Source organism: Pseudomonas sp. Irchel s3b6, assembly GCF_900187415.1.
In the GTDB taxonomy this organism is placed as follows: domain Bacteria; phylum Pseudomonadota; class Gammaproteobacteria; order Pseudomonadales; family Pseudomonadaceae; genus Aquipseudomonas.
Genome location: NZ_FYDM01000002.1, coordinates 397,237 through 419,064 on the forward strand (window position 1 = coordinate 397,237; position 21,828 = coordinate 419,064).

Genomic DNA, 21,828 nt, shown 5'->3' on the forward strand with positions numbered 1-21,828 from the left:
GTGTGAGTGCTCGGGAAACCCTACACTTCGGCCTGGCAAAGCAGTCTAAACTCAAGCCAAATGTCCTACGAGACTGATGGAACAGTATGACGTGCAGCCCAATGCCGCTCTCACCCAGCCTGTAAGACAGCATCCTGCTTAGAGGCTCACGCCATATGAAATTTCTGCCCCAGACCGACGCAATTGACTTTGATAGCGCTAAATTGCAACGCCTGGGCTTTGGTCAAATCCCTCCCCTTCTGGAGCGCCCTGCCAGCCTGGGTCAGCTGCGCCAGCAAATGGGCCTGCAACTGCAAACCAGCCTTGAGCCGCAGCGTATCCTGGGACTGTTTTTTCGCGAAGTTCAACGCCTGGTCCCACTGGATGCGTTGCGCTTCCAGCACAAGGCCAGCGACCTTCGGCTGGAATTCGGTCAGCGCGGGCATCACTCGATCACCTACAGCCTGAGCCACGAAGGTCAACAGTTGGGCGAACTGGCGTTCCGTCGCAATCAGCGCTTCAACGAACAGGATCAGGCCAACCTCGAGTCCTTGCTGTCGGCCCTGCTGTTCCCGATGCGCAATGCCCTGCTCTATCGGGCCGCCACGCAAAGCGCACTGCGCGACCCATTGACGGGTACCGGCAACCGTATTGCCATGGATCAGACGCTGCAGCGCGAAATCGACATGGCCCGCAGGCACACGCAGCCGCTGTCGCTACTGATGCTCGACATCGATCACTTCAAGCGCATCAATGACACCCACGGCCACAGTGCCGGCGATGAGGTACTCAAGGCCGTCGCGAACTCGATCAAGAACCAGTTGCGCAACGTCGACATGGTATTTCGCTTTGGCGGCGAGGAGTTTCTGATACTGCTGTCCAACACCAGCCGCGAGGCCGCAGCCATGGTGGGGGAGCGTCTTCGGTATGCCGCGCAAGCCGAAGACTACCAGGCCGATGAGACGCTGATCGAACTGACCGTCAGCCTCGGGTGTTCAACGCTACTGCCGGGCGAGTCCGCGCAAAGCCTGTTGCGCCGCGCCGACAGTGCATTGTATGTGGCCAAGCGCGAGGGGCGTAATCGACTGGCGATGGCCGGTTGAGCCTTTCAGGAACACCACTCAACCCCCAGACCCGGTGCCCCCACACATTGACGACTGATCAGCTTTCGACCAACGCCCTGCGCTCACGGACTACCGGCGCCTTTTCCGCGCGCTCCCATTGCATGCAGCGCTCCAGAAACAGGTACATGTAGTCGTAGCTTTTGCAGATCGCCTGACGCAACTCGAGCTGTAGCGACTTGCTCGGGTTGAGACCCGCCAGGGTGCAGATGATCTCCAGAGCCTCCCACGGATGGGCATCATCATACTGAGCGTGCATTTTCAGCCACTTCATCGCACGCTTGCGGTCCTCTTCCGGAAACGCTGCAGCGTAGATCCCGCTGGAGCACACCAGTGCCGACCATTCCCCGGTCGCCCCCTCAATGGCGTAGTTGGTCGCGGCAATGGCCACAATCAGCGAGTCTGCCGAACTGGTATGCCAGCACCAATGACTCAGCGCATGGAGTTCGGGGGGCACCTGTTGCGCCTGCAAGTCCTCGAGGCTGACACCGTGCGCGCGACTCCAGTGCACCCAGTAGTCGGCATGGTTGAGTTCAACCCGAATGTTGCGCATCAGCCAGCGACGCGCCATGTCCTCGCCCGGGTGGCGGGCGAAGCGGGTCTTGGTGAGGTTTTGCGCCATATACAAGGCAAACTGTTCAACCACCGGCCAGCCGCCAACCAAGTACTGGCGCATGGTCCTGGCACTGAGTTTGTTATCCCGCATCCGCTGATACAATTCGTGTTCTACAACCCGGCGTTTGCTCTCGCTGCAATCCTGGATCAGTTGCTGAGCCCAGGCAGGGTAACTTGCGGCTTCCATAAGCGGGCCGGATCTGTTGAATGCATCGATCACTGTCACACTCCTTTTGATTGTGATTGTACGGATCAGCAAGAGACTTCAGCGGAACGTGCCAGGCGCCTTGAATAACAGTGGCTGCGGTCTGGCGGGCCGACATAACAAGCTGTCGCAGGTAAACAATTGCGGGCGTTCAATAATGTAACCCTGAGCATAATCCACGCCGATCTCCAGCAGTGCCTGCTCGATCTGCGGTGTTTCAACAAACTCGGCAATCGTGCGCTTACCCATGACATGACCGATGTGATTGATCACTTCGACCATTGCACGGTTAATCGGGTCGTCCAGCATATCCTTTACGAAACTCCCGTCGATCTTCAGGAAGTCTACAGGTAAATGTTTCAGATACGCGAATGAGGACATTCCAGCACAAAAGTCGTCCAGCGAAAAATGGCAACCTAAGCCTTTGAGTTCGTTAATAAATTTGATTGCACTGGCCAAGTTGGCGATCGCACTTGTTTCGGTGATTTCAAAACAAATCATTTCAGGCGGAATGTCATATGCAATGAATTGTTTGCGCAAAAAGATTAAAAAGTCATCATCGCCGATGGTAATGCCTGACAGATTTATCGCGCACATGGCCATCGGCCCTTCGCGTTCTTGGGCAATAGATTGCGCAATAACCTTGAACACGTTCTCGACAACCCAGCGATCCAGCGATGTCATCAGCCCGTAGCGTTCGGCCGCGGGAATAAAACTGTCCGGTAAAATCATCCGCCCGGCTTCGTCATGTAACCGCAGCAGGATCTCAATATGCCCCCTGCCACCGTCGACGTGCCCCAGGGCCGCGATTTCCTGCGCGTACAGGCAGAAACGGTTCTCCTCGAGCGCAATATGCAAGCGTTGCACCCAGGCCATTTCCCCGAAGCGCAAGGACAACTCCGAATCGTCGGCATGATAGACCTGAACCCGGTTGCGGCCCTTTTCCTTGGCCATGTAGCACGCCATATCAGCGGCACGCAGTAACGCTTCAAGGGTCGTCGAATTGTGCGCGATGTGCACCAGGCCGAGGCTGACGGTGGTCACGAACGGCCGCCCCTTCCAGACAAAATGCAGGTTTTGCACCGTCTGGCGCAGGCTTTCGGCTATTTTTTCCGAAGCTTGCGCCGAACAGTTTTCCAGCAGTATCCCGAACTCGTCACCGCCCAGACGGGCCAGGGTGTCGCCCTCGCGCAATCCCGACTGCAACAACGCACAGATATGCCGCAGCAGCTCGTCACCCGCGGCATGCCCGCAGGTGTCGTTGACCAGTTTGAACTGGTCCAGATCGAGAAACATCAAGGCATGCCGGGCAGGCTGGCGCGCCAGATTGTGCAGTGCCTGCTCCAGGCGATACTCGAACTCCCTACGGTTGGCCAGCCCGGTCAGGGCGTCGTGAGTCGCCTGCCAGGACAGGTTGGCAATGTACTGTCGCTCCTGCGTCATGTCGTGCAGCACCAGCACGGTGCCACTGACTTTACCGGCTGAGTGGATGGGCGCCCCGACCAGCGCGACCGAAACCGTACTGCCGTCCAGTCGCTGAATCAGCTTGGAATGCTCACTGCCCCCCCTCAACTGACCGCTGAGGATGTGCTCGATCAAGGTGAAGCCTTCAGCCTGGGCGTTCTCATCCAGCAGATTGAACAATGCCGCCAAGGGCAAGCCTATCGCCTGCTCGGCCTTCCAGTGGGTCAACGCCTCCGCCGCCGGGTTCATGAACGCAATGGCGCCGTCCACATCAGTGGTAATCACGCCATCACCGATCGACTGCAAGGTGATTTGCGCGCGCTCTTTTTCCAGCTGCAAGGCATCGGCAAACGCATGGCGCTGTGCCAGAAGCTTATGGGTGCGCCACAACGCCAGGACAATCAACCCAAGTGCCGTCGCCAGGTTAGTGAGCAACAGGAGCCGCAGGATCATTCGCGCCCCCTCGCCCAATGCATCGCTGAACGCTTTGGCCGCGGGTGTTACCGCTTCATTGATGGCAAATATCCGGGCTTTCCAGTGCTGGATATCGGCTGGCGTCGCTTGATTGCTCGCAATACGCCGATGCATGTCATGAGCGACATTATCGAGCTGAACCAGATACTCATCGCCCACCGTCCAGCGATCAATGGCGGTTTCCATGTAACTGAAATGGCGGAAATTCAAATACAGCCAGATTACGCGCGCCACATCGTCCGGGTGATTCCCCCCTTGGAGGATACCTCGCCGGGCTGCCTCCAGATCCGGTGGCTGCTGGTCCAGGGCAACCCGCAGGTCATGGCCACCTTGAGGCACCGCCATGGCGCCCTGGTACTTGAGAAACGTCGACTCGCTGTGATCGTCGGCGTAAAGATTCAGGAAGTAAATCGCGTCTTTCTGGCCCTTGGACCACAGGCTCTCACCAGCTACGTAGCCACGAACCGCCGACAACACATAAAGGCTGACCCCACCCAGGAGGGCCTGAAACAGCACGACGGCAATAAATGGCCAGACAATGCCTAACAACCGTGGCGTTCCGAGAGTCCGTTTTTGCTTCATGAGATTCCTTGCGCAAACACTGCCCGACTGCCGTTCGGGCCAGATCGCTACAGCTAGACTAGGGCCGGTTGTCGATCCCGGCAAGCGGGCACAGTTGCAAACGTCACTACATATGTACCGACAGCATTGTTTTAGAGGCCTTGAAACTGACAGTTCCTTTCAAGAGTAGCCTCTACCCTGCAATCGACGAATGCTTCTGCAACGCCATACCAGCAATATCTGGGTCTATTTGGACGAATAGGGTGCATTACTGACTCATCTGCACGACACCAAGGCACGGGTCATTGCACTATCCGGCGAAGCGCTGGAGTTTGATCACCGGCAGCCCCCCGCCCCGAGCGGGGCCTGCTCTATCTTCACGACAGACATCGTGAAAATTGATCAGGCAATGAAGAGATTGCAGGATCTCCCTCCTATCCAGCGCGCACAAAACCCGAGCGACCTTTCAGCCAATCGAACTTACCCGCCGCTAATCAGTGCTGCTGCAAATGCCCATACAGCTTGGCGTACAGCCCACCATCAGCAATCAGTTGCTGATGGTCGCCATCTTCGGCAACGCTGCCACCATCGAATACCAGCACTCGATCGGCCTGTTTAACTGCGGATAACCGGTGAGCAATGATCAGCGTGGTACGGCCACTGAGGAACCGCGCCAGTGCTTGATGCAGGTTGTATTCGGTGGCGGCATCCAGGGCCGACGTGGCTTCATCGAGGATGACCACCTTTGGCTCGGCCAATACCATGCGAGCAATTGCCAGGCGCTGGCGCTGACCACCGGACAAACGCACACCGGAACGGCCAAGGATACTGTCCAGCCCTTGGGGCAAGGCCTTGACCGTCCCGTCGAGCTGGGCAATTTCCAGCGCCTGCCAGCAGGCCTCGTCGCTGCGCTCGCGGCCCATGGTCAGGTTGGAGCGGACGGTGTCATTGAACAGCGCCGGGTGTTGCAGTACCACCGCGACATGCTCGCGCACGGTTTCCAGGCCAATGTCCTGCTGGGTCACCCCACCAAATCGAATACTGCCCGCCTGCGGCGTGTATAGCCCCAGCAGCAATTGCACCAGGGTGCTTTTACCGCCGCCGCTGGCCCCCACTATGGCCACCTTTTCACCGGGCGAGATGGACAGGTTCAACTGCTCCAGCACCGGCTCCTCGCCATAGCTGAAACTCAGGCCCTGCACTTCGATGCCCACGGTTTCCCGACCTTTGAACGGGTCCACGCCACCGGGGTATTGGGGTTCGTCGGCACGCGACAGCAGCTCGTTGATTCTGCTCAGCGCACCGCCGGCCGCGTAATAGGCGTATTGCAGATTCAACAACTGCTCCACCGGGCCAATCATGAACCAGAGATAGCTGAACACCGCCAGCATCTGGCCGATGGACAGGTCGGAAAACAACACCGTGAGCATGGCGGCGGCGCGAAAGATGTCGATGCCGAACTGGAACAGCAGACCGCTGGCGCGGCTTGAGGCGTCACTCTTCCACTGTGAGTTGACGGCGTAGTTGCGCACTTCCTGCGCGCGCTTGCCCAGCCGACCGAGGAAAAAGCCCTGACGGTTGCCCGCACGGACTTCCTGAATGGCTTCCAGGGTTTCGGTCAGCGCCTGGGTGAACCGCGAGGTGCTGTCGTTCTCCAGCTTCTTCAGGTGCTTGACCCGCTTGCCCAACTGCACCGTGGCGTAGATCACCAGCGGATTGAACAGCAGAATCAACAATGCCAGCTGCCAGTGCATCCACATCAGGATGCCGGCGGTGCCCACCAGCGTCAGCATCGCCACCAGAAAGCGGCTGAGGGTTTCGCCGACGAATTTATCGATCGTGTCCAGGTCAGTGACCAGATGCGTGGTCACGGTGCCACTGCCCAGGCTCTCGTACTCGCCGAGGGAAATGCACTTGAGGCGCTCGATCAAGCGCAGGCGCAGGCGATACACAATGTCCTTGGCCAAGCCTGCAAACAAGCGCGCCTGCACGACGTTGAACAGCAACGCGCCACAACGCAGGGTCAAGGTGGCGAAGAGCATCAGGCCGATATAGCCAGCAGCGCTTTGCCAGGCGGCGGGCAATGCGTGGTTCATCACCTTCAAGGCCGCGTCGCCATGCCCCAGCAGGACTTCGTCCACCAGCAACGGCAACAGCAGAGGGATCGGCACACTGCACAGGGTCGCCAGTACGGCGACACCATTGGCAATCCACAAGGCTTTCTTATGACGCAGGGCCAGTCGACGGATTTCCGCCCAACTCAGCCGGTCGACCTGCCTGGGTGGCTGCACATCGTCAAGCGGGTCATACACAGGCAGCGCGCTCCAGCCAACGGCCGAGCAACGGGGACAGTTCGTCGAGGGCCTGGTAGCCATTGGTCAACAACGCCAATTGACCATTGCGCTCGGCCAGCAAGGTCGGGAATCCGGCAATCCCCAAGTCCTGAACCCAGGTAAAGTCTGCCGCCGTCGCGGCATGCTGTTCGGCACGATCGAAGGCCGCGGCGAACTCGATACGCGGCAAACCCGCTTGCTCGGCCAGCTCCACCAATACGCTGGCGTGGGTTACATCGCGACCTTGCACATAAAACGCCTGCTGGATGAGTTTGAGCAGTTTCCAGGCGCAATCCGGCGCCAGACTGCGCGCAGTCACCAAGGCGCGACAGGCCGGCTCGGTGTCATAGACAAAACCGTCAGGCAATGCGCCTTCAAACGTGAACGGCTGACCGGTCGCCTGCATGACGGCCTGCCAGTGTTCGAGAATATAGCGTCGGGTGGTGGGTTCCAGCGCCGCACCGCTACCGGTGCGCAAGCCGCCAACCACCAGGTGCACGTCTACGCCTGCGGCCTGTGCCTGCTCTACCAGGGCCTCGGCCACCGGGGCAAACCCCCAGCACCAGGAACACATCGGGTCCATTACATAGAGCAGGCGCGCAGACATGGTTCAGGCCTCGGTGCTGGATTGCTTGTAGTTGTAACCAATCGGGTGCGGCTGATTACGGGCCTTGGCCAGTTCGATCTGCTTCTGCCGGTCGATTGCACTGCGACGGGTTTTCTCGCTCAGCTTATCCCAGCAATGGGGGCAACTGATGCCCGCCACGTAGTGCTCGGATGCGCGGTCTTCCACACTGACAGGCGTACGACAGGCATGACACTGATCGTAGTCGCCTTCGCTCAAGTCGTGGCGAACGGTGACGCGGTTGTCGAACACAAAGCAGTCGCCCTGCCATTTGGTTTCTTCCTGCGGCACCTCTTCAAGGTACTTGAGGATCCCGCCCTTGAGGTGGAATACCTCATCGAACCCCTGGCTGAGCATGTAGCTCGAAGCCTTTTCGCAGCGAATGCCACCGGTGCAGAACATCGCGACCTTCTTGTGTTTGGCCGGATCGAAGTTGGCTTTGATGTAGTCGGGAAACTCGCGAAAACTGGTAGTTTTCGGGTCGATCGCGCCCTCGAAGGTGCCGATCGAGACTTCGTAGTCGTTGCGGGTATCGATCAACAGCACTTCCGGGTCGCTGATCAACGCGTTCCAATTCTGCGGATCAACGTAGGTGCCGACCTTTTTATTCGGGTCCACGCCCTCGACACCCAGGGTGACGATCTCTTTCTTGAGCTTGACCTTGGTGCGGTAGAACGGCTGCTCATCGCAGTACGACTCTTTATGATCGATGTCGATCATGCGCGGGTCATTCCTGAGCCAGGCCAGCAGACCATCGATACCTTCACGGCTGCCGGAAACCGTGCCGTTGATGCCTTCTTCGGCGATCAGCAAGGTACCTTTGATGTCGTTGTCGACCATCGCCTGCAACAGTGGCTCGCGCAGGGCGACGTAATCTTCGAGGGTGACGAACTTATACAGTGCCGCCACGACAATCTGTTGTGTCATGGGTGAATCTCCAGGTGGCTACCCTCGTAAAGGGTGAACCGGATGCGAAAAAAAACGCGCCGGCTAAGCGGCGCGTTGCGGATTGTAGCAAAGGAGCAGCGGTAAGCGGTAAGCTTCAAGCCGCAAGCACTCAGCGGATCGTCTTGAGCTTGTAGCTACTTAATGGCTACCGCCAGCGCAGGTCGGCGAGGCAGGAGCAGCGCCAACTTTCGCCCATTCCTCTGGCGTGTAGGTATGCAGGGCCAGGGCATGGAACTCGCCCATCAGGTCGCCCAGGGTGGCGTAGACCTTCTGATGCCGTTTGACACTGTTGAGCCCGGCGAACTGGTCGCTGACGACGACGGCCTTGAAGTGGGTCTGCAACCCGCGGCTGTGCATGTGGCTTTCATCCAGCACATCCAGATGGGCGGGGTTCAAGGCGCCCAGTGCCGATTCGATCCGTTGTTGCATGATCATTCCCGACTCCGCTTAAGGCTTCTTCTTGGCGGCGGCAGCCGCTTTCGGATCCAGCTCGTTGGTCATGTCCGCCAGCAGCTTGTTCACCACAGGTACCGCGCTTTCCAGTTTGGCCTGGGTCAGTTGGGCCGATTGCTGAGTCAGCTGCGGCATTTTTTCCAGGACTTTCTTGCCCAGTGGCGATTTGTAGAACGCCACCAGGTCCTTGAGCTCGGATTCGCTGAAGTTGCTGGTGTAGAGCTTGACCATGTCCGGCTTGAGCTTGTTCCAGCCGATAGCCTGATCCAGCGCAGCGTTGGCCTTGGCCTGATAGGTTTCCAGCAGGGCCTTTTTCGATTCCGGCGCCTTGGTCTGGGCAAAGCGCTGGGCAAACATCTGCTGCACTTGCATGTACACCGGAGTGCCCAGCTTGTCAGCGTGCGCCAGGGTCAGGAAAGCCTCGGCACTGGCATTGTGGCTGGCGGTATCGGCGAAGGCCTGGCCGCTGGCGCAGACCAGGGCAACCGCGGTACAGATAGCACGAAGACGGGTCATCGAGTTTCCTTTTCTAGCAGGCGAGGTAAAACCCCAAGGGGAGCCATTCTGCGCCAAAAAAACGCGCGCGCTCAACCCCTGGCCCTTGCCTGGCCTGATTTAGAGCAACCGAACGGTAGAAAAAGCGACTGATGGAACCCGCAGCGACGATCACGACCTAAACTTGGCTATCAAACCTTAAGGAAGCTGATCCATGAGCCGAATTGAAACCGACAGCCTTGGCCAGGTTGAAGTCCCGGATGAAGCCTACTGGGGCGCTCAGACGCAACGCTCGCTGATCAACTTCGCCATCGGTAACGAACGCATGCCACTGGCCGTCCTGCATGCGCTGGCGCTGATCAAGAAGGCCGCGGCACGGGTCAATGATCGCAACGGGGGCCTGCCGGCGAATATTGCCCGGCTGATCGAGCAGGCGGCTGACGAAGTGCTCGCCGGCGACCATGACGACCAGTTCCCACTGGTGGTCTGGCAAACCGGCAGCGGCACCCAGAGCAACATGAACGTCAACGAAGTGATCGCCGGGCGCGCCAACGAACTGGCCGGCAACCCTCGCGGGGGCAAGAGTCCGGTCCATCCGAACGATCACGTCAATCGCTCGCAAAGCTCCAACGACTGCTTTCCGACCGCCATGCACATCGCGGCCGTGCAGGCCGTGCAACAGCACCTGCTGCCGGCCATCAACGAACTCTCCGGCGGCCTGGCGGAGCTGGCCGTGCGCCACGTGAATCTGGTGAAGACCGGTCGCACCCACCTGATGGATGCCACCCCGATTACCTTCGGCCAGGAATTATCGGCATTCATCGCCCAACTCGACTACGCCGAGCGCGCGATCCGCAGCGCACTGCCAGCGGTTTGCGAACTGGCACAAGGTGGCACGGCGGTCGGCACCGGCCTCAACTCGCCCCATGGCTTTGGCGAGGCCATTGCCGCGGAACTGGCGGCCCTCTCGGGCTTGCCGTTCATCACCGCACCCAACAAATTTGCCGCGCTGGCTGGCCATGAGCCGTTGACCACCTTGTCCGGCGCGCTGAAGACCCTCGCCGTGACCCTGATGAAAATCGCCAACGACCTGCGCCTGCTCGGCTCCGGCCCGCGCGCCGGTTTCGCCGAGGTCAAGCTGCCGGCCAACGAGCCCGGCAGCTCGATCATGCCCGGCAAGGTCAACCCGACCCAGTGCGAAGCCTTGTCGATGCTGGCCTGTCAGGTGCTGGGCAACGACGTCGCGATCGGCTTTGCCGCGAGTCAGGGCCACCTGCAATTGAACGTGTTCAAGCCGGTGATCATTCACAACCTGCTGCAATCGATCCGCCTGCTCGGCGATGGCTGCAGCAACTTCCAGCTGCATTGCATCGCAGGCCTTACGCCGGATGCCGAGCAAATGGCGGCCCACCTGGAGCGCGGGTTGATGCTGGTAACCGCGTTGAACCCACACATCGGTTACGACAAGTCCGCCGAGATTGCCAAAAAAGCCTATGGCGAAGGATTGACCCTGCGCGAGGCCGCGTTGCAGTTGGGGTACCTGACCGATGAACAGTTCGATGCCTGGGTGAGGCCGGAAAATATGCTGGAGTCGGGCAAACAGGGATGAAGCCTTGACGCTCAGCGGCGCCTGACAACCCGAATGCGCCACGGAGAAGGTGTTCGGTAACCTATCGACTGATCGCAGTCCGCATCCGCCGCGCCTTGAGCCCGGCGATCAGCGACGGCCCCAACGCCACCAGTGCCGACCCCAGCACCACCAGAATCGCGCCGCCATAGGCCAGCGAGTTGATCTGCTCGACCTGCACATAGTCAGGCCACAACCAAGCGGCCAGCGCCACGGCCGCGAAGGTCACCAGGGGCGTGATCGCCAGTGTCGCACTGACCCGCGAGGCCTCCCAATGGGCCAGCGCTTCGGCAAACGCACCATAGGCAATCAGGGTATTGAGGCAGCAGGCCAGCAGCAACCAGCCCTGCAGCGGGCTCAGTTGCAGGGACTCCAGCGGGTGCACCCACGGCGTCAACAACAAAGCGCAGAACAGGTAGATCACCATCATCACCTGCAACGAATTCCACACCGTGAGCAATTGCTTCTGGCCCAGCGCATAAAAGGTCCAGACCGTCGACGCTGCCAGCACCAACAACACACCGGCGGTGTAATCGCTCAAGGAGGTCAACAGCTCACTCAATCGCTGATTGAAAAACAGGCCAAACCCCAGCAACAGCACTAGCAGGCCAATCCCCTGCCCCAGGCTGAAACGCTCCTTGAACACGAACAGGCTGGCGATCAGCAACAGGATCGGCCCCATCTGCACCACCAGTTGCGCGGTACCCGGGCTCAGCAGGTTCAACCCCATCAGGTACAACACGTAATTGCCCACCAGCCCGAGCACCGCCATCAGCACCAGCCAGCCACCCTTGGGCCCGAGTGCCTGTCGGCTTGGCAGGCGCCGGGTCGCGGCCAGGTACACGAACAGGCAACCGCCGGACACCAACAGGCGAAACCAGGTCACGGTGACCGGGTCCATCACCAGCAGCACTTGTTTGAGCTTGATCGGCAGGATTCCCCAGAGGAGCGCGGTCAGCAAGGCGAGAAACAGGCCATAAACCCAGCGACCGGACGAGATGTGCATGAGAACCCCAGGGACAGCGGCGAGAAAACCCCATTCTAGGCGCACGCCCCGGCCTCACACAGGGACAGTTGCGCACAAGCCGCAAACGAGACTGTACCGGTCGTACCGGCACAGCCCTGGCAGGTTTAACGTACGGCTTCGAACAACCCCGTCGCGCCCATGCCGCCGCCCACGCACATGGTGACGATGCCGTAACGCAGGTTGCGCCGTTGCAGTTCGCGCACCAGATGCCCGACCTGGCGTGAACCGGTCATGCCGAACGGGTGGCCGATGGAGATCGAACCGCCATTGACGTTGTATTTCTCGTTGTCGATCTGCAAACGGTTACGGCTGTACAGGCACTGCGAAGCGAAGGCTTCGTTGAGTTCCCACAGATCGATATCCGCCACCTGCAAGCCTTTGGCCTTGAGCAGCTTGGGCACCGAAAACACCGGGCCGATGCCCATTTCGTCCGGCTCGCAACCGGCCACGGTGAAACCGCGGAAGAACGCTTTGGGCTTGAGGCCCAGTTCCAGGGCTTTTTCCAGGCTCATCACCAATGTCATCGAAGCCCCGTCGGACAGCTGTGACGAGTTACCGGCCGTGACCGAACCGTCTTCGGCGAACACCGGCTTCAACCCGGCCAGGCTTTCATAGGTGGTGTCCGGACGGTTGCAGTCATCGCGATCGACAATACCGTCGAGGATTTGAACCTCACCGGTGTTTTTGTCTTCGACCTTGTACTTCACCGCCATGGCAACGATTTCATCGTCGAACAACCCGGCTGCTTGCGCCTGGGCCGTGCGCAACTGGCTTTGCAGGGCGTAGCGGTCCTGTTCCTCGCGGCTGACGCTGTAGCGACGGGCGACGATTTCCGCTGTCTGGCCCATGGGAAAATAAATGCCCGGCACCTGCTCCTTGAGCAACGGGTTGATCAGGTTGTCGGTGTTGACGCTTTTCATGGTCAGGCTGATGGACTCGACACCGCCGGCAACGATGATGTCGCTGCAGCCCGAAGCGATCTGGTTGGCGGCAATGGCAATCGCCTGCAGGCCGGACGAACAGAACCGATTGAGGGTCATGCCGCTGGTGCCGACACCCAGTTGCGACAGCACCGCCACGTTACGGCCGATGTTGAAGCCCTGCGCACCTTCGTTGGACCCGGCGCCGACGATGCAATCCTCGACACTGGCCGGGTCGATGCCATTGCGCTGGAGCAGCGCATTGACGCAATGGGCGGCCATGTCGTCCGGACGCGTCTGATTGAACTTGCCACGAAAGGACTTGGCCAGGCCGGTCCGCACGCTATCGACGATCACTACTTCACGCATGGCATACCTCATTGTTGTTATCGGTTGGAAAGTGGCTCGAGGATAAATCCGCCCCCCGGCCCACTGCGACAATCATTCACCCCGCGTATGCAAACCCATCGGACTACTCCTTGTCCTTCTTGAGTTTCTTCTCCTGCCGCTCGGTTTTCTCAAAGGCGTCTTCCAGGGCGCGGTTGAGGGTGCGCAGCACTTTGACCCGAGCCCAACGCTTGTCATTGGCCTCCACCAAGGTCCAGGGCGCGACCTCGGTGCTGGTGCGGTCGACCATATCGCCAACGGCGGTGCGGTAGTCGTCCCATTTCTCCCGATTGCGCCAGTCGTCTTCGGTGATCTTGAAGCGTTTGAAGGGAATCTGCTCACGCTCCTGGAACCGCTCCAGCTGGGTCTGCTTGTCAATCGCCAGCCAGAACTTCACCACGACCACCCGGGAATCGTTGATCTGCTCTTCGAAGTCATTGATTTCACCGTAGGCCCGCATCCAGTCGGCCGAACTGCAGAAGCCTTCAATGCGCTCCACCAGCACCCGCCCATACCAGGAGCGGTCGAAGATGGTGAACTTGCCCCGGGCCGGTATGTGTCGCCAGAACCGCCAAAGGTAAGGTTGTGCACGTTCTTCCTCGGTGGGTGCGGCAATCGGCACGATGCTGTACTGGCGCGGGTCCAGCGCCGCCGCGACCCGACGGATCGCCCCGCCCTTGCCTGCGGCGTCATTGCCCTCGAACACGGCGATCAACGCGTGTTTGCGCATGCGCTTGTCGCGCAGCAAGCCGGCCAGCCGCGCCTGCTCGGTGATCAGTTGTTCTTCATAGTCTTTCTTGTCCAGGCGCTGGTTCATGTCCAGACTGCCGAGCAGGCTGCGTTGATCGACGCTGGTGGTCAGCGGCGCGGCGCTGACTTTGTCCGGCTTGAGCCGGGAGCGCTTGAGCGCATTTTGCAGGCTTTCGAGCAAAATCTTGCCCACCGCCAGGCTCCGGTAGTTGGCATCCACCCCCTCGATCACATGCCACGGCGCATAGTCGCGACTGGTGCGACGAATCACCCGCTCGCCGTATTGCACGAACTTGTCGTAGGTTTGCGATTGTTGCCAGTCCAGCGGGCTGATCCGCCAACTGTGCAGCGGGTCGTCCTGCAAGGATTTGAGGCGCGCCTTCATCTGTTTCTTGGACAGGTGAAACCAGAATTTGACGATCAACGCGCCTTCGTTGCAGAGCATTTTTTCCAGGCGTTCGGCGCCATGGATCCCCTGATCCAGCACCGCATCCTTGAACAGGCCGTGGACCCGGCCTTGCAGCATCTGGCTGTACCAGTTACCGAAAAACACCCCCATCCGGCCTTTGGCCGGGAGCATCCGCCAATAGCGCCAGGCCGGCGGTCGGGCCAGTTCTTCGTCGGTTTGCTGATCGAAGGTACGCACTTCGATCAACCTGGGGTCCATCCACTCGTTGAGCAACTTGACCGTCTCGCCCTTGCCGGCACCTTCGATGCCGTTGATCAGTACGATCACCGGAAACCGGCCCTGCTGCCTGAGCTCGTACTGGGCTTCGAGCAAGGCTTCGCGCAGAACTGGAACTTCGCTATCAAAGGTTTCTTTGTCGATCGCATGACCGATTTCGGCAGATTCGAACATTGAGTCGCTCCCGTGCAAGATTGCACAAGACTAGCGGATTGCCCGTGCCCGTGGGCGAGCAATGCGATCCGGCTTGCCGTAGATCAATCGCCGTTGCCATGATCGGCTAGAATGGCTGCCTTGCCACTCCCGAGCCGACCATGAAGCCTGTTATGCCCCACGCCCAGCTTGACTGGGACGACCAAGGTCGCCCGCGTTCGCGAGTGTTTGACGACGTGTATTTCTCCGATCAGTCGGGCCTTGATGAAACCCGCTACGTATTCATCGAGCAAAACCGCCTCAGCGAGCGCTTTGCCCAATTGCCGGTCGATGGTCGGCTGGTGATCGGCGAGACCGGGTTCGGCACCGGGCTGAATTTTCTCTGCGCCTGGCAGTTGTTCGAGCAGCAGGCCGTGGCCGGTGCGCGCCTGCACTTCATCAGCGTCGAAAAGTACCCGCTGAGTCCGGCAGACCTGCAACGGGCACTGGCACTCTGGCCGGAGCTCAAAGCCTTTGCCGATCAGTTGTTGGCCCAATACGTTGCCATCCATCAGGGTTTTCAGCGCCTGGTGCTGGGCAACGGCCGGGTCACACTGACGCTGTTGATCGGCGACGCACTGGAACAGTTACCGCAACTGGACGCCCGGATTGACGCCTGGTTCCTCGACGGTTTCGCCCCGGCGAAAAACCCGGACATGTGGACCGCCGAACTGTTCGCCGAACTGGCGCGCCTGGCCGCACCCGACTCGACCATCAGCACCTTTACCAGCACCGGCTGGGTACGGCGCCTGCTCAATGCCGCTGGCTTCAAGATGCGCCGCACGCCGGGTATCGGCCACAAATGGGAAATCCTGCGCGGGGCGTTCGTGGGTTGGCCCGGGGACACTCCCGCACCGGTGGCCGCCAAGCCGTGGTTTGCTCGCCCTGCCCAGGCTGTCGATGAGCGCCGCGCACTGGTGATCGGCGGCGGACTGGCCGGTTGCGCCACAGCGTCCAGCCTCGCTGCACGCGGCTGGCAGGTCAGCCTGCTGGAGCGTCACGATGATCTGGCACAGGAAGCCTCGGGCAATCCGCAGGGCGTGCTCTATCTGAAGCTGTCGGCTCACGGCACCGCCCTTTCGCAGTTGATCGTCAGCGGATTCGGCCATACCCGACGCTTGCTCGAACACTTGCAGCGTGGCGTTGACTGGGCTGACTGCGGCGTACTGCAACTGGCGTTCAACGCCAAGGAAGCCGAACGCCAGGCGCAATTGGCCGCCGCGTTTCCCGCCGACCTGGTCCATCCGCTGGATTTGCCCGAGGCCCAGGCACGCGCGGGTATTGCTCTGGAGCACGGCGGTCTGTTTTATCCCGAAGGCGGCTGGGTGCATCCGCCGGCCTTGTGCCGATGGCAAGCCTCCCACCCCAATGTGCAGGTGCTGACACACCACGACGCGTTGGAACTGCGCAAGGTCGATGACCAGTGGCAAGCCTGGGATAACGAGTCACTACTGGCCAGTGCACCGGTGGTGATCCTGGCCGGTGCCGCAGAGATCAAGCGCTTTGCCCAAAGTGCCGACTTGCCCCTCAAGCGCATTCGCGGGCAAATCACCCGTCTGCCGCAAACGGCCGAGAGCCAGAGCCTGGCCACGGTGGTGTGCGCCGAAGGTTACGTCGCCCCTGCGCGACTGGGCGAACACACCCTGGGCGCCAGCTTTGACTTCAACAGTGACGACCTGACGCCGAGCACCGCCGAGCATCTGGGCAATCTGCAAATGCTCAAGGAAATCTCCGGTGACCTGGTCAGCCGCCTGCACGCCGACCAACTGGACCCGGAGCAGCTCCAGGGCCGCGCGGCGTTCCGTTGCACCAGCCCCGACTACCTGCCCATCGTCGGCCCGCTGGCAGACAGTCAGGCCTTTAATCAGGCCTATGCGGCCTTGGGCAAGGATGCCCGGCAAGTACCGGACGTGCCTTGCCCGTGGCTCGATGGCTTGTACGTCAACAGTGGCCACGGCTCTCGCGGGTTGATCAGCGCGCCGCTGTCTGGCGAATTGCTCGCGGCCTGGCTGGACAACGAACCGCTGCCGCTGCCAAGAAGTGTTGCCGAGGCCTGTCACCCGAATCGCTTTGCCCTGCGCCGCCTGATTCGCGGCACCTGAAATACCCTGGCGTCGCCCCCATTGATGAACCGAGGTACCAATGCTGATTCCCCACGACCAACTTGAAGTCGACACCCTGACCCGCTTGATCGAAGACTTCGTCACCCGTGACGGCACCGACAATGGCGATGACACCCCGCTGGAAACCCGTGTATTACGGGTGCGCCATGCACTCAGCAAAGGCCAGGCACTGATCGTCTTCGATCCCGAGAGCGAGCAATGCCAGTTGATGCTCAAGCACGATGTACCCAAGCATCTGTTTGACTGACACTCAGACGCACCTGCCTTGGGCACGTTTGGCTTGAATGCGCTCGTAGATTTCGCAGCGATGCACGTTGACGTGCCGGGGCGCCTCCACGCTGAATCGTACCGTGCTGGCGTTCACGGAAAGGATGCGCACAGAGATGATGCCGCCAATGGAGATCAATTCGCCCACAACGCGGCTCAATACATGCATGGCCCTAGTCCTTGAGATGATCGGACAGTGAAGATGACCGGCTGACGACAGGTCTTCAATGCAGCGGCAGGAAAACAGCCAGCTCCTACACACAGAGACGAATCACCCTACAGGCATCCCTTACACCGCCACGCGACTGACTCAAGGCGCAGTAAACCGTGGGCCAAACAAAATGATGCTGGCGCCCAACACACACAGCACAACCCCCAGCCAGTCCGAGCCCAGCGGCCGAATCCGCTCGACCATACCGAGCCAACCAATCGAGGCGACGATGTAAATCCCGCCGTATGCTGCATAGGCACGGCCAGCATAGGTCGACTCGACCTTGGTCAGCAGCAGGGCAAACAGGGTCAGGCTGAACAACGCCGGGACGATCCACCAGGCACTTTTGCCCTGGCGCAGCCACATCCAGAAAGCGAAGCAACCGGCGATTTCAAACAATGCGGCAAGGAAAAACCACAGGTAATTGAGCATGTACGTGTCTCATCAGGGTTGCCAGGTGCGGCAACCCTAACGACCCACCCCCCTGCCCCGCAAGCTCAGCTGGCGCTTTGCCTGGCCTTGGCGCGCATCTTGTCGGCCATTTGGGTCATTTCGTTATAGAGCAGTTGCGGGTTCTTCTGCTTGATCGCCCAGGCCATGCGGCCCTGTTCATGAGGGAGGATCATGAACTCGCCCGCGGCCACGTGCTGATAGATGTAGTCGGCAATATCGCTGGCGGTGATAGGCGAGCTTTCCAGCAACTTGCCCACCTGGGCCTTCATGGCCGGCGTCGGACCGCGAAAGGAGTCCAGCAGGTTGGTCTGGAAGAATGACGGGCAGACCACGTGCACACCGATCTCCTGCTGCGCCAGCTCGATCAGCAGGCTCTCGGACAACGCTACGACGCCCGCCTTGGCCACGTTGTAGTTACTCATGGCCGGACCTTGCATCAGTGCCGCCATCGAGGCGATGTTGATGATCTTGCCTTTGCTTTTTTCCAGCAGAGGCAGGAAGGCCTTGCAGCCTTTGACCACGCCCATCAGGTTGATCGCAATCTGCCAGTCCCAGTCCTCCAGGGACAGCTCGCTGAAAAAGCCGCCGGAGGCCACGCCCGCATTGTTGACGATCACATCGATGCCACCGAACCTGACTTCACAGGCTTGGGCAAAGGCCGTCAGCTGACTGTAGTCACGCACATCGCAGCGCTGGGTGAAACCATCACCACCGGCCTCGCGGACCAGCCTCAGGGTTTCTTGCAGGCCCGGTTCACTGACATCGGACAAGGCCAGCTGCCAACCTTCACAAGCCCAGCGCAGAGCGATTTCGCGACCCAGGCCGGACCCGGCGCCAGTGATCATCATGCGATTTTGCATAGGAAGTAGCCTTGTTGTTCTGGGAGAGATGCTCGCAGTGTAGCGAAGGATTTTCCTGCACCCATGACCATCAAACTGCTGAATGCCCCAGGCAAACCTTTGCCATTGAATGTTGACGCCGAAGAAGGTTACGCGCGCCACTGACGGCCTATCCCGCAAAAATAGAAATAAGCGTTCGAACCAAAAGCAGTAAAGAAACTTTGAATTTTCACTAACCCGCGAAACTCGAAACAGTTAAGAGGCTCGGTTCAACCCCAATGACGGTCACAACTGGCCAATGAGGAACTCGACATGGGCACAATTCTTCTCATTATTCTGATCTTGCTATTGATTGGTGGTCTGCCGGTCTTTCCGCACTCCAGAAGCTGGGGATATGGTCCGTCCGGTGTCCTCGGCGTCGTCGTGGTCGTCCTGCTGGTGTTGCTATTGCTCGGTAGGATTTGACCGCCGACTCTATTCACAAGAGCAAAAAAAAGAGGCCCGAACGGGCTAATGCCGATCAGTTAAGAAGATGAGGTCGAATGTGTAGGAGCGAGCGGGCTCGCGATGAACTCAAGAGCAACGCGTTTAATCAGAAAACACGCGTTATCGTTAATGTCCATCGCGAGCACGCTCGCTCCTACAAAGGTCGACGTTCGCTTAACTGACTGGCATTAGCCCGAACGGGCCTCTTTTTCAGTGCAGCACGTACTTAGTCCGGCGTGCCGTCGACCACACCGGCGGTGTTATCGATCAGGCTCTTGGTCGCCGTTTGCAGGAACGCTTCCAGCTTTTGCTTCATCTGGGCAGTCGCCGGGGCATCCGGTACGACCTGGGCGCCAGGATTGGCTCCCAGCTGGTACTGGTACATCTTCGGCGCCATGTCTTTTTCCTTCGGCAGCACCAGCACCTGATCGACGGTGATGATCGCCGTGGTCTGTTCGCTGCCCGACGGCTTGATCACGCCAAAACCGGTGTCGCCTTCAGGCAGGTTCAGCAGGTCTCGTCCCCAGCACTGATGACGCACTTCGCCACCCAGGCGCCCCATGATGGTCGGCACGATGTCGACTTGAGTACCGACGGTGTGATCGAGCTTGCCGAACTTTTCCTGGATGCCGGGTGCAATCATCAGCATCGGCACGTTGAAACGCCCCAGGTCCATTTCGGTGATTTGACGCTCGTTGCCAAAGCCATGGTCGCCGACGATGACGAACAGGGTTTCCTTGAAGTACGGCTCTTTACGGGCCTTTTCAAAGAACTGACCCAGCGCCCAGTCGGAGTAGCGCATGGCAGTCAAGTGCTCGTTGAGATTGCCACGGCCCGTGACTTTCTCCACCGGCAACGGAGTCGGTAACGCGTACGGGGTGTGGTTGGACAGGGTTTGCAGCAACGCATAGAAGGGTTTGCCGCCTTCACGCGCCTTGAGTTCCACCAGGCCACGGTCGAACATGTCCTGGTCGGACACACCCCACGTCGGGTCGGAGAACACCGGGTCGATGAAGTCGTTACGACCGACAAAGTTGGTCATACCCTGGTTGCTGAAGAAGCCCGACTGGTTATCCCAGGCGAAATCACCGTTGTACACATAGACATCGTCGAACTTGCGCGCACTGAGCAACTGCGGCAGGCCGGACAGCTTGTGGCTGCCTTCCGGCGTCTGCATCAGGTATTCGAAGCCTGGCAGGTTCGGGAAGCAGGCCATGGTGGCGAACATACCCTGGTGGGTATGGGTACCGTTGGAGAAGAAGCGGTCGAACAGCAGGCCTTCCTCGGACAGCTTGTCCAGGTACGGCGTGATATTGCCAGGCGCGCCCAAGGCACCGACCGAGTGACCGGCCATGCTTTCCATCAGGATCACCACGACGTTCTTGATCGGCAGGGTCTTGTCGGCGGGCGGCATGAAGTCACGGCGCACAGCGGCGGTATCGGCATCCACCAGTTTCTCGTCCGGCATCACCAGCATGTCGCGGACAATCTCCTGGGCTTCAGGCTGTGGCAGGGTTGCCTTCCAGATGTTGTCGCGGTCTTCGGACATGCGGCTTTTCGCCGCCGCGACCAGTTGCAGCGTGCCGTTGAGGCCCAGCTGGTTGGCGAAGTTCGAGTCGGTGGTGTACACGTCACCCCAGCGCATTGGCGGGCCTTGACGCAGCGTGCCACGAGCGGCCGCAACGCAGATCAGCAGGCACACCATGAACACGGCAACGCGGGTGTACCACGGCGCCACCTGACGGGTGCTGACATTGCCACCGCTGAACGGGCCACGCGGACGGGTTGCACGGTCAGCGCCCTTGAACGCCAGGCTCAACAGCCAGGTGCCAATGACCCACGCCAGCAGGTAGCGCACCACCGGGAAGCCGTACCAGAGCATGCTCATGACGGTTTTCGGGTCTTCCTTCACATACTGGAAGACCAGGCCGTTGAGGCGCTGGTGGAACTCGCGGTAGAAATCCATCTCCATCAGGCCGAGGAACAGCGCGATGCTGGAGACAATCGTCAGCCATGAGCGGAACAGGCCACGGGCAGCCATCGCCCGGGCACTGAACAGCGACAGCAACAGCGGAATGCTGAGGTAGATCACCAGACGCAGGTCGAAACGCAGGCCGTTGGCGAAGGCTTCGAGAAAGGTCGAAGCCGGTGTATCCAGCATCATCTCCCGGTTGTAGACCAGCAGCGCAAGGCGCAGCAGGGAGAGCATCACCATCATGACCAGGGCGCAGAGCAGCGTATAAGCCAGATGGGATTTGACGGTCGGTTGCAGCAAGCGATTCGAGGCTCGCTGCTGACTCAGGGCGTCCGGGTTTGACATGTCGTTTCAGGACCCATTGGAGGTTGAAGTTACAAAAAAAGTAGTGGCGCCCAGCCCTCTCATTGCCATGCATTGCAGCAGATGGCCGGGACCTTGCGCGGAGTGCAGATGTTGCACGATCACCTACGGCTTTGCCATTTTTTACTGCCACACGCCCCAAAGTCCGGCCACGGAGGCTGTGAACCAAGGGCAAGCTGAGTAGTTGACGTGAAAGCGGTGCGGGCGAATTGTCTTGGAGCGATTGTGAAAATTTCGTGCAACGCATATC

19 protein-coding genes are annotated in these 21,828 nt (G+C 59.8%); 5 read left to right on the forward strand and 14 right to left on the reverse strand.

Features of this window, described 5'->3' with window-relative positions; genetic code table 11:
• Positions 1–155 precede the first annotated feature (155 nt).
• On the forward strand, positions 156–1,082 hold the full coding sequence (locus CKW07_RS05380; RefSeq protein ID WP_095143926.1) for a GGDEF domain-containing protein: 927 nt from the start codon (positions 156–158) through the stop codon (positions 1,080–1,082).
• Positions 1,083–1,140: 58 nt separating this feature from the next.
• Here the strand turns inward: CKW07_RS05380 and CKW07_RS05385 are convergent, their stop codons facing one another.
• The 7 genes from CKW07_RS05385 to CKW07_RS05415 form a co-directional block, all read right to left on the reverse strand.
• A complete protein-coding gene (locus CKW07_RS05385; protein ID WP_371850638.1) occupies positions 1,141–1,902 on the reverse strand; it encodes a TenA family transcriptional regulator in 762 nt (253 codons plus the stop codon).
• A gap of 78 nt (positions 1,903–1,980) precedes the next feature.
• The gene (locus CKW07_RS05390; protein ID WP_095143928.1) at positions 1,981–4,440 is read right to left on the reverse strand and encodes an EAL domain-containing protein; all 2,460 of its coding nucleotides are present in this window, start codon (positions 4,438–4,440) and stop codon (positions 1,981–1,983) included.
• A 473-nt stretch (positions 4,441–4,913) separates the two neighbouring features.
• Positions 4,914–6,731, reverse strand: a complete 1,818-nt coding sequence (locus tag CKW07_RS05395; RefSeq protein WP_095143929.1) for an ABC transporter ATP-binding protein — start codon at positions 6,729–6,731, stop codon at positions 4,914–4,916.
• Entirely contained in the window at positions 6,724–7,326 is a 603-nt protein-coding gene (locus CKW07_RS05400; RefSeq protein ID WP_172736438.1) for a DsbA family protein, read from the reverse strand. The genes CKW07_RS05395 and CKW07_RS05400 overlap by 8 nt, the downstream gene beginning before the upstream one ends.
• A 36-nt stretch (positions 7,327–7,362) precedes the next feature.
• Complete coding sequence (locus CKW07_RS05405) at positions 7,363–8,304, reverse strand: rhodanese-related sulfurtransferase (RefSeq protein ID WP_095143930.1); 942 nt, start codon at positions 8,302–8,304, stop codon at positions 7,363–7,365.
• 159 nt (positions 8,305–8,463) lie between these two features.
• Positions 8,464–8,760, reverse strand: coding sequence for a BolA family transcriptional regulator (locus CKW07_RS05410; protein WP_095143931.1), 297 nt, complete (start codon positions 8,758–8,760; stop codon positions 8,464–8,466).
• Between the two features lie 12 nt (positions 8,761–8,772).
• Positions 8,773–9,294, reverse strand: a complete 522-nt coding sequence (locus tag CKW07_RS05415; protein ID WP_095078320.1) for a DUF2059 domain-containing protein — start codon at positions 9,292–9,294, stop codon at positions 8,773–8,775.
• A gap of 193 nt (positions 9,295–9,487) precedes the next feature.
• On the opposite strand from CKW07_RS05415, the gene CKW07_RS05420 reads away from it, so the two are divergent.
• On the forward strand, positions 9,488–10,882 hold the full coding sequence (locus CKW07_RS05420) for a class II fumarate hydratase (protein WP_095143932.1): 1,395 nt from the start codon (positions 9,488–9,490) through the stop codon (positions 10,880–10,882).
• A gap of 61 nt (positions 10,883–10,943) precedes the next feature.
• Here CKW07_RS05420 and CKW07_RS05425 read toward each other — a convergent pair whose 3' ends face one another.
• The 3 genes from CKW07_RS05425 to pap form a co-directional block, all read right to left on the reverse strand.
• Entirely contained in the window at positions 10,944–11,906 is a 963-nt protein-coding gene (locus tag CKW07_RS05425) for a DMT family transporter (RefSeq protein ID WP_095143933.1), read from the reverse strand.
• A 125-nt stretch (positions 11,907–12,031) separates the two neighbouring features.
• Positions 12,032–13,216, reverse strand: coding sequence for a thiolase family protein (locus tag CKW07_RS05430; protein ID WP_095143934.1), 1,185 nt, complete (start codon positions 13,214–13,216; stop codon positions 12,032–12,034).
• Between the two features lie 103 nt (positions 13,217–13,319).
• Entirely contained in the window at positions 13,320–14,843 is a 1,524-nt protein-coding gene (pap, locus tag CKW07_RS05435) for a polyphosphate:AMP phosphotransferase (RefSeq protein WP_095143935.1), read from the reverse strand.
• Positions 14,844–14,983: 140 nt separating this feature from the next.
• On the opposite strand from pap, the gene mnmC reads away from it, so the two are divergent.
• Both mnmC and CKW07_RS05445 read left to right on the forward strand, forming a co-directional pair.
• Positions 14,984–16,963 carry a bifunctional tRNA (5-methylaminomethyl-2-thiouridine)(34)-methyltransferase MnmD/FAD-dependent 5-carboxymethylaminomethyl-2-thiouridine(34) oxidoreductase MnmC gene (gene mnmC, locus CKW07_RS05440; protein ID WP_095143936.1) on the forward strand — a complete coding sequence of 660 codons (1,980 nt, stop codon included), beginning with the start codon at positions 14,984–14,986 and terminating at the stop codon, positions 16,961–16,963.
• Between the two features lie 40 nt (positions 16,964–17,003).
• Positions 17,004–17,231, forward strand: a complete 228-nt coding sequence (locus CKW07_RS05445; protein ID WP_095143937.1) for a YheU family protein — start codon at positions 17,004–17,006, stop codon at positions 17,229–17,231.
• Between the two features lie 3 nt (positions 17,232–17,234).
• Here CKW07_RS05445 and CKW07_RS05450 read toward each other — a convergent pair whose 3' ends face one another.
• From CKW07_RS05450 to CKW07_RS05460, 3 genes are all read right to left on the reverse strand, one after another.
• Positions 17,235–17,420: a carbon storage regulator gene (locus CKW07_RS05450; RefSeq protein WP_095143938.1), complete on the reverse strand. Its 186-nt coding sequence runs from the start codon at positions 17,418–17,420 to the stop codon at positions 17,235–17,237.
• Between the two features lie 141 nt (positions 17,421–17,561).
• Positions 17,562–17,894 (reverse strand): YnfA family protein, encoded by a 333-nt coding sequence (locus tag CKW07_RS05455; RefSeq protein WP_095143939.1) that lies wholly within the window; start codon positions 17,892–17,894, stop codon positions 17,562–17,564.
• A 65-nt stretch (positions 17,895–17,959) separates the two neighbouring features.
• A complete protein-coding gene (locus CKW07_RS05460; protein ID WP_095143940.1) occupies positions 17,960–18,775 on the reverse strand; it encodes an SDR family oxidoreductase in 816 nt (271 codons plus the stop codon).
• A gap of 291 nt (positions 18,776–19,066) precedes the next feature.
• Here CKW07_RS05460 and CKW07_RS05465 point away from each other — a divergent pair, with 291 nt between their 5' ends.
• Positions 19,067–19,219 (forward strand): DUF3309 family protein, encoded by a 153-nt coding sequence (locus CKW07_RS05465; protein ID WP_095078330.1) that lies wholly within the window; start codon positions 19,067–19,069, stop codon positions 19,217–19,219.
• 247 nt (positions 19,220–19,466) lie between these two features.
• On the opposite strand, the gene CKW07_RS05470 is transcribed toward CKW07_RS05465, so the two are convergent.
• Positions 19,467–21,560: an LTA synthase family protein gene (locus tag CKW07_RS05470; RefSeq protein WP_095143941.1), complete on the reverse strand. Its 2,094-nt coding sequence runs from the start codon at positions 21,558–21,560 to the stop codon at positions 19,467–19,469.
• Between the last annotated feature and the right edge of the window lie 268 nt (positions 21,561–21,828).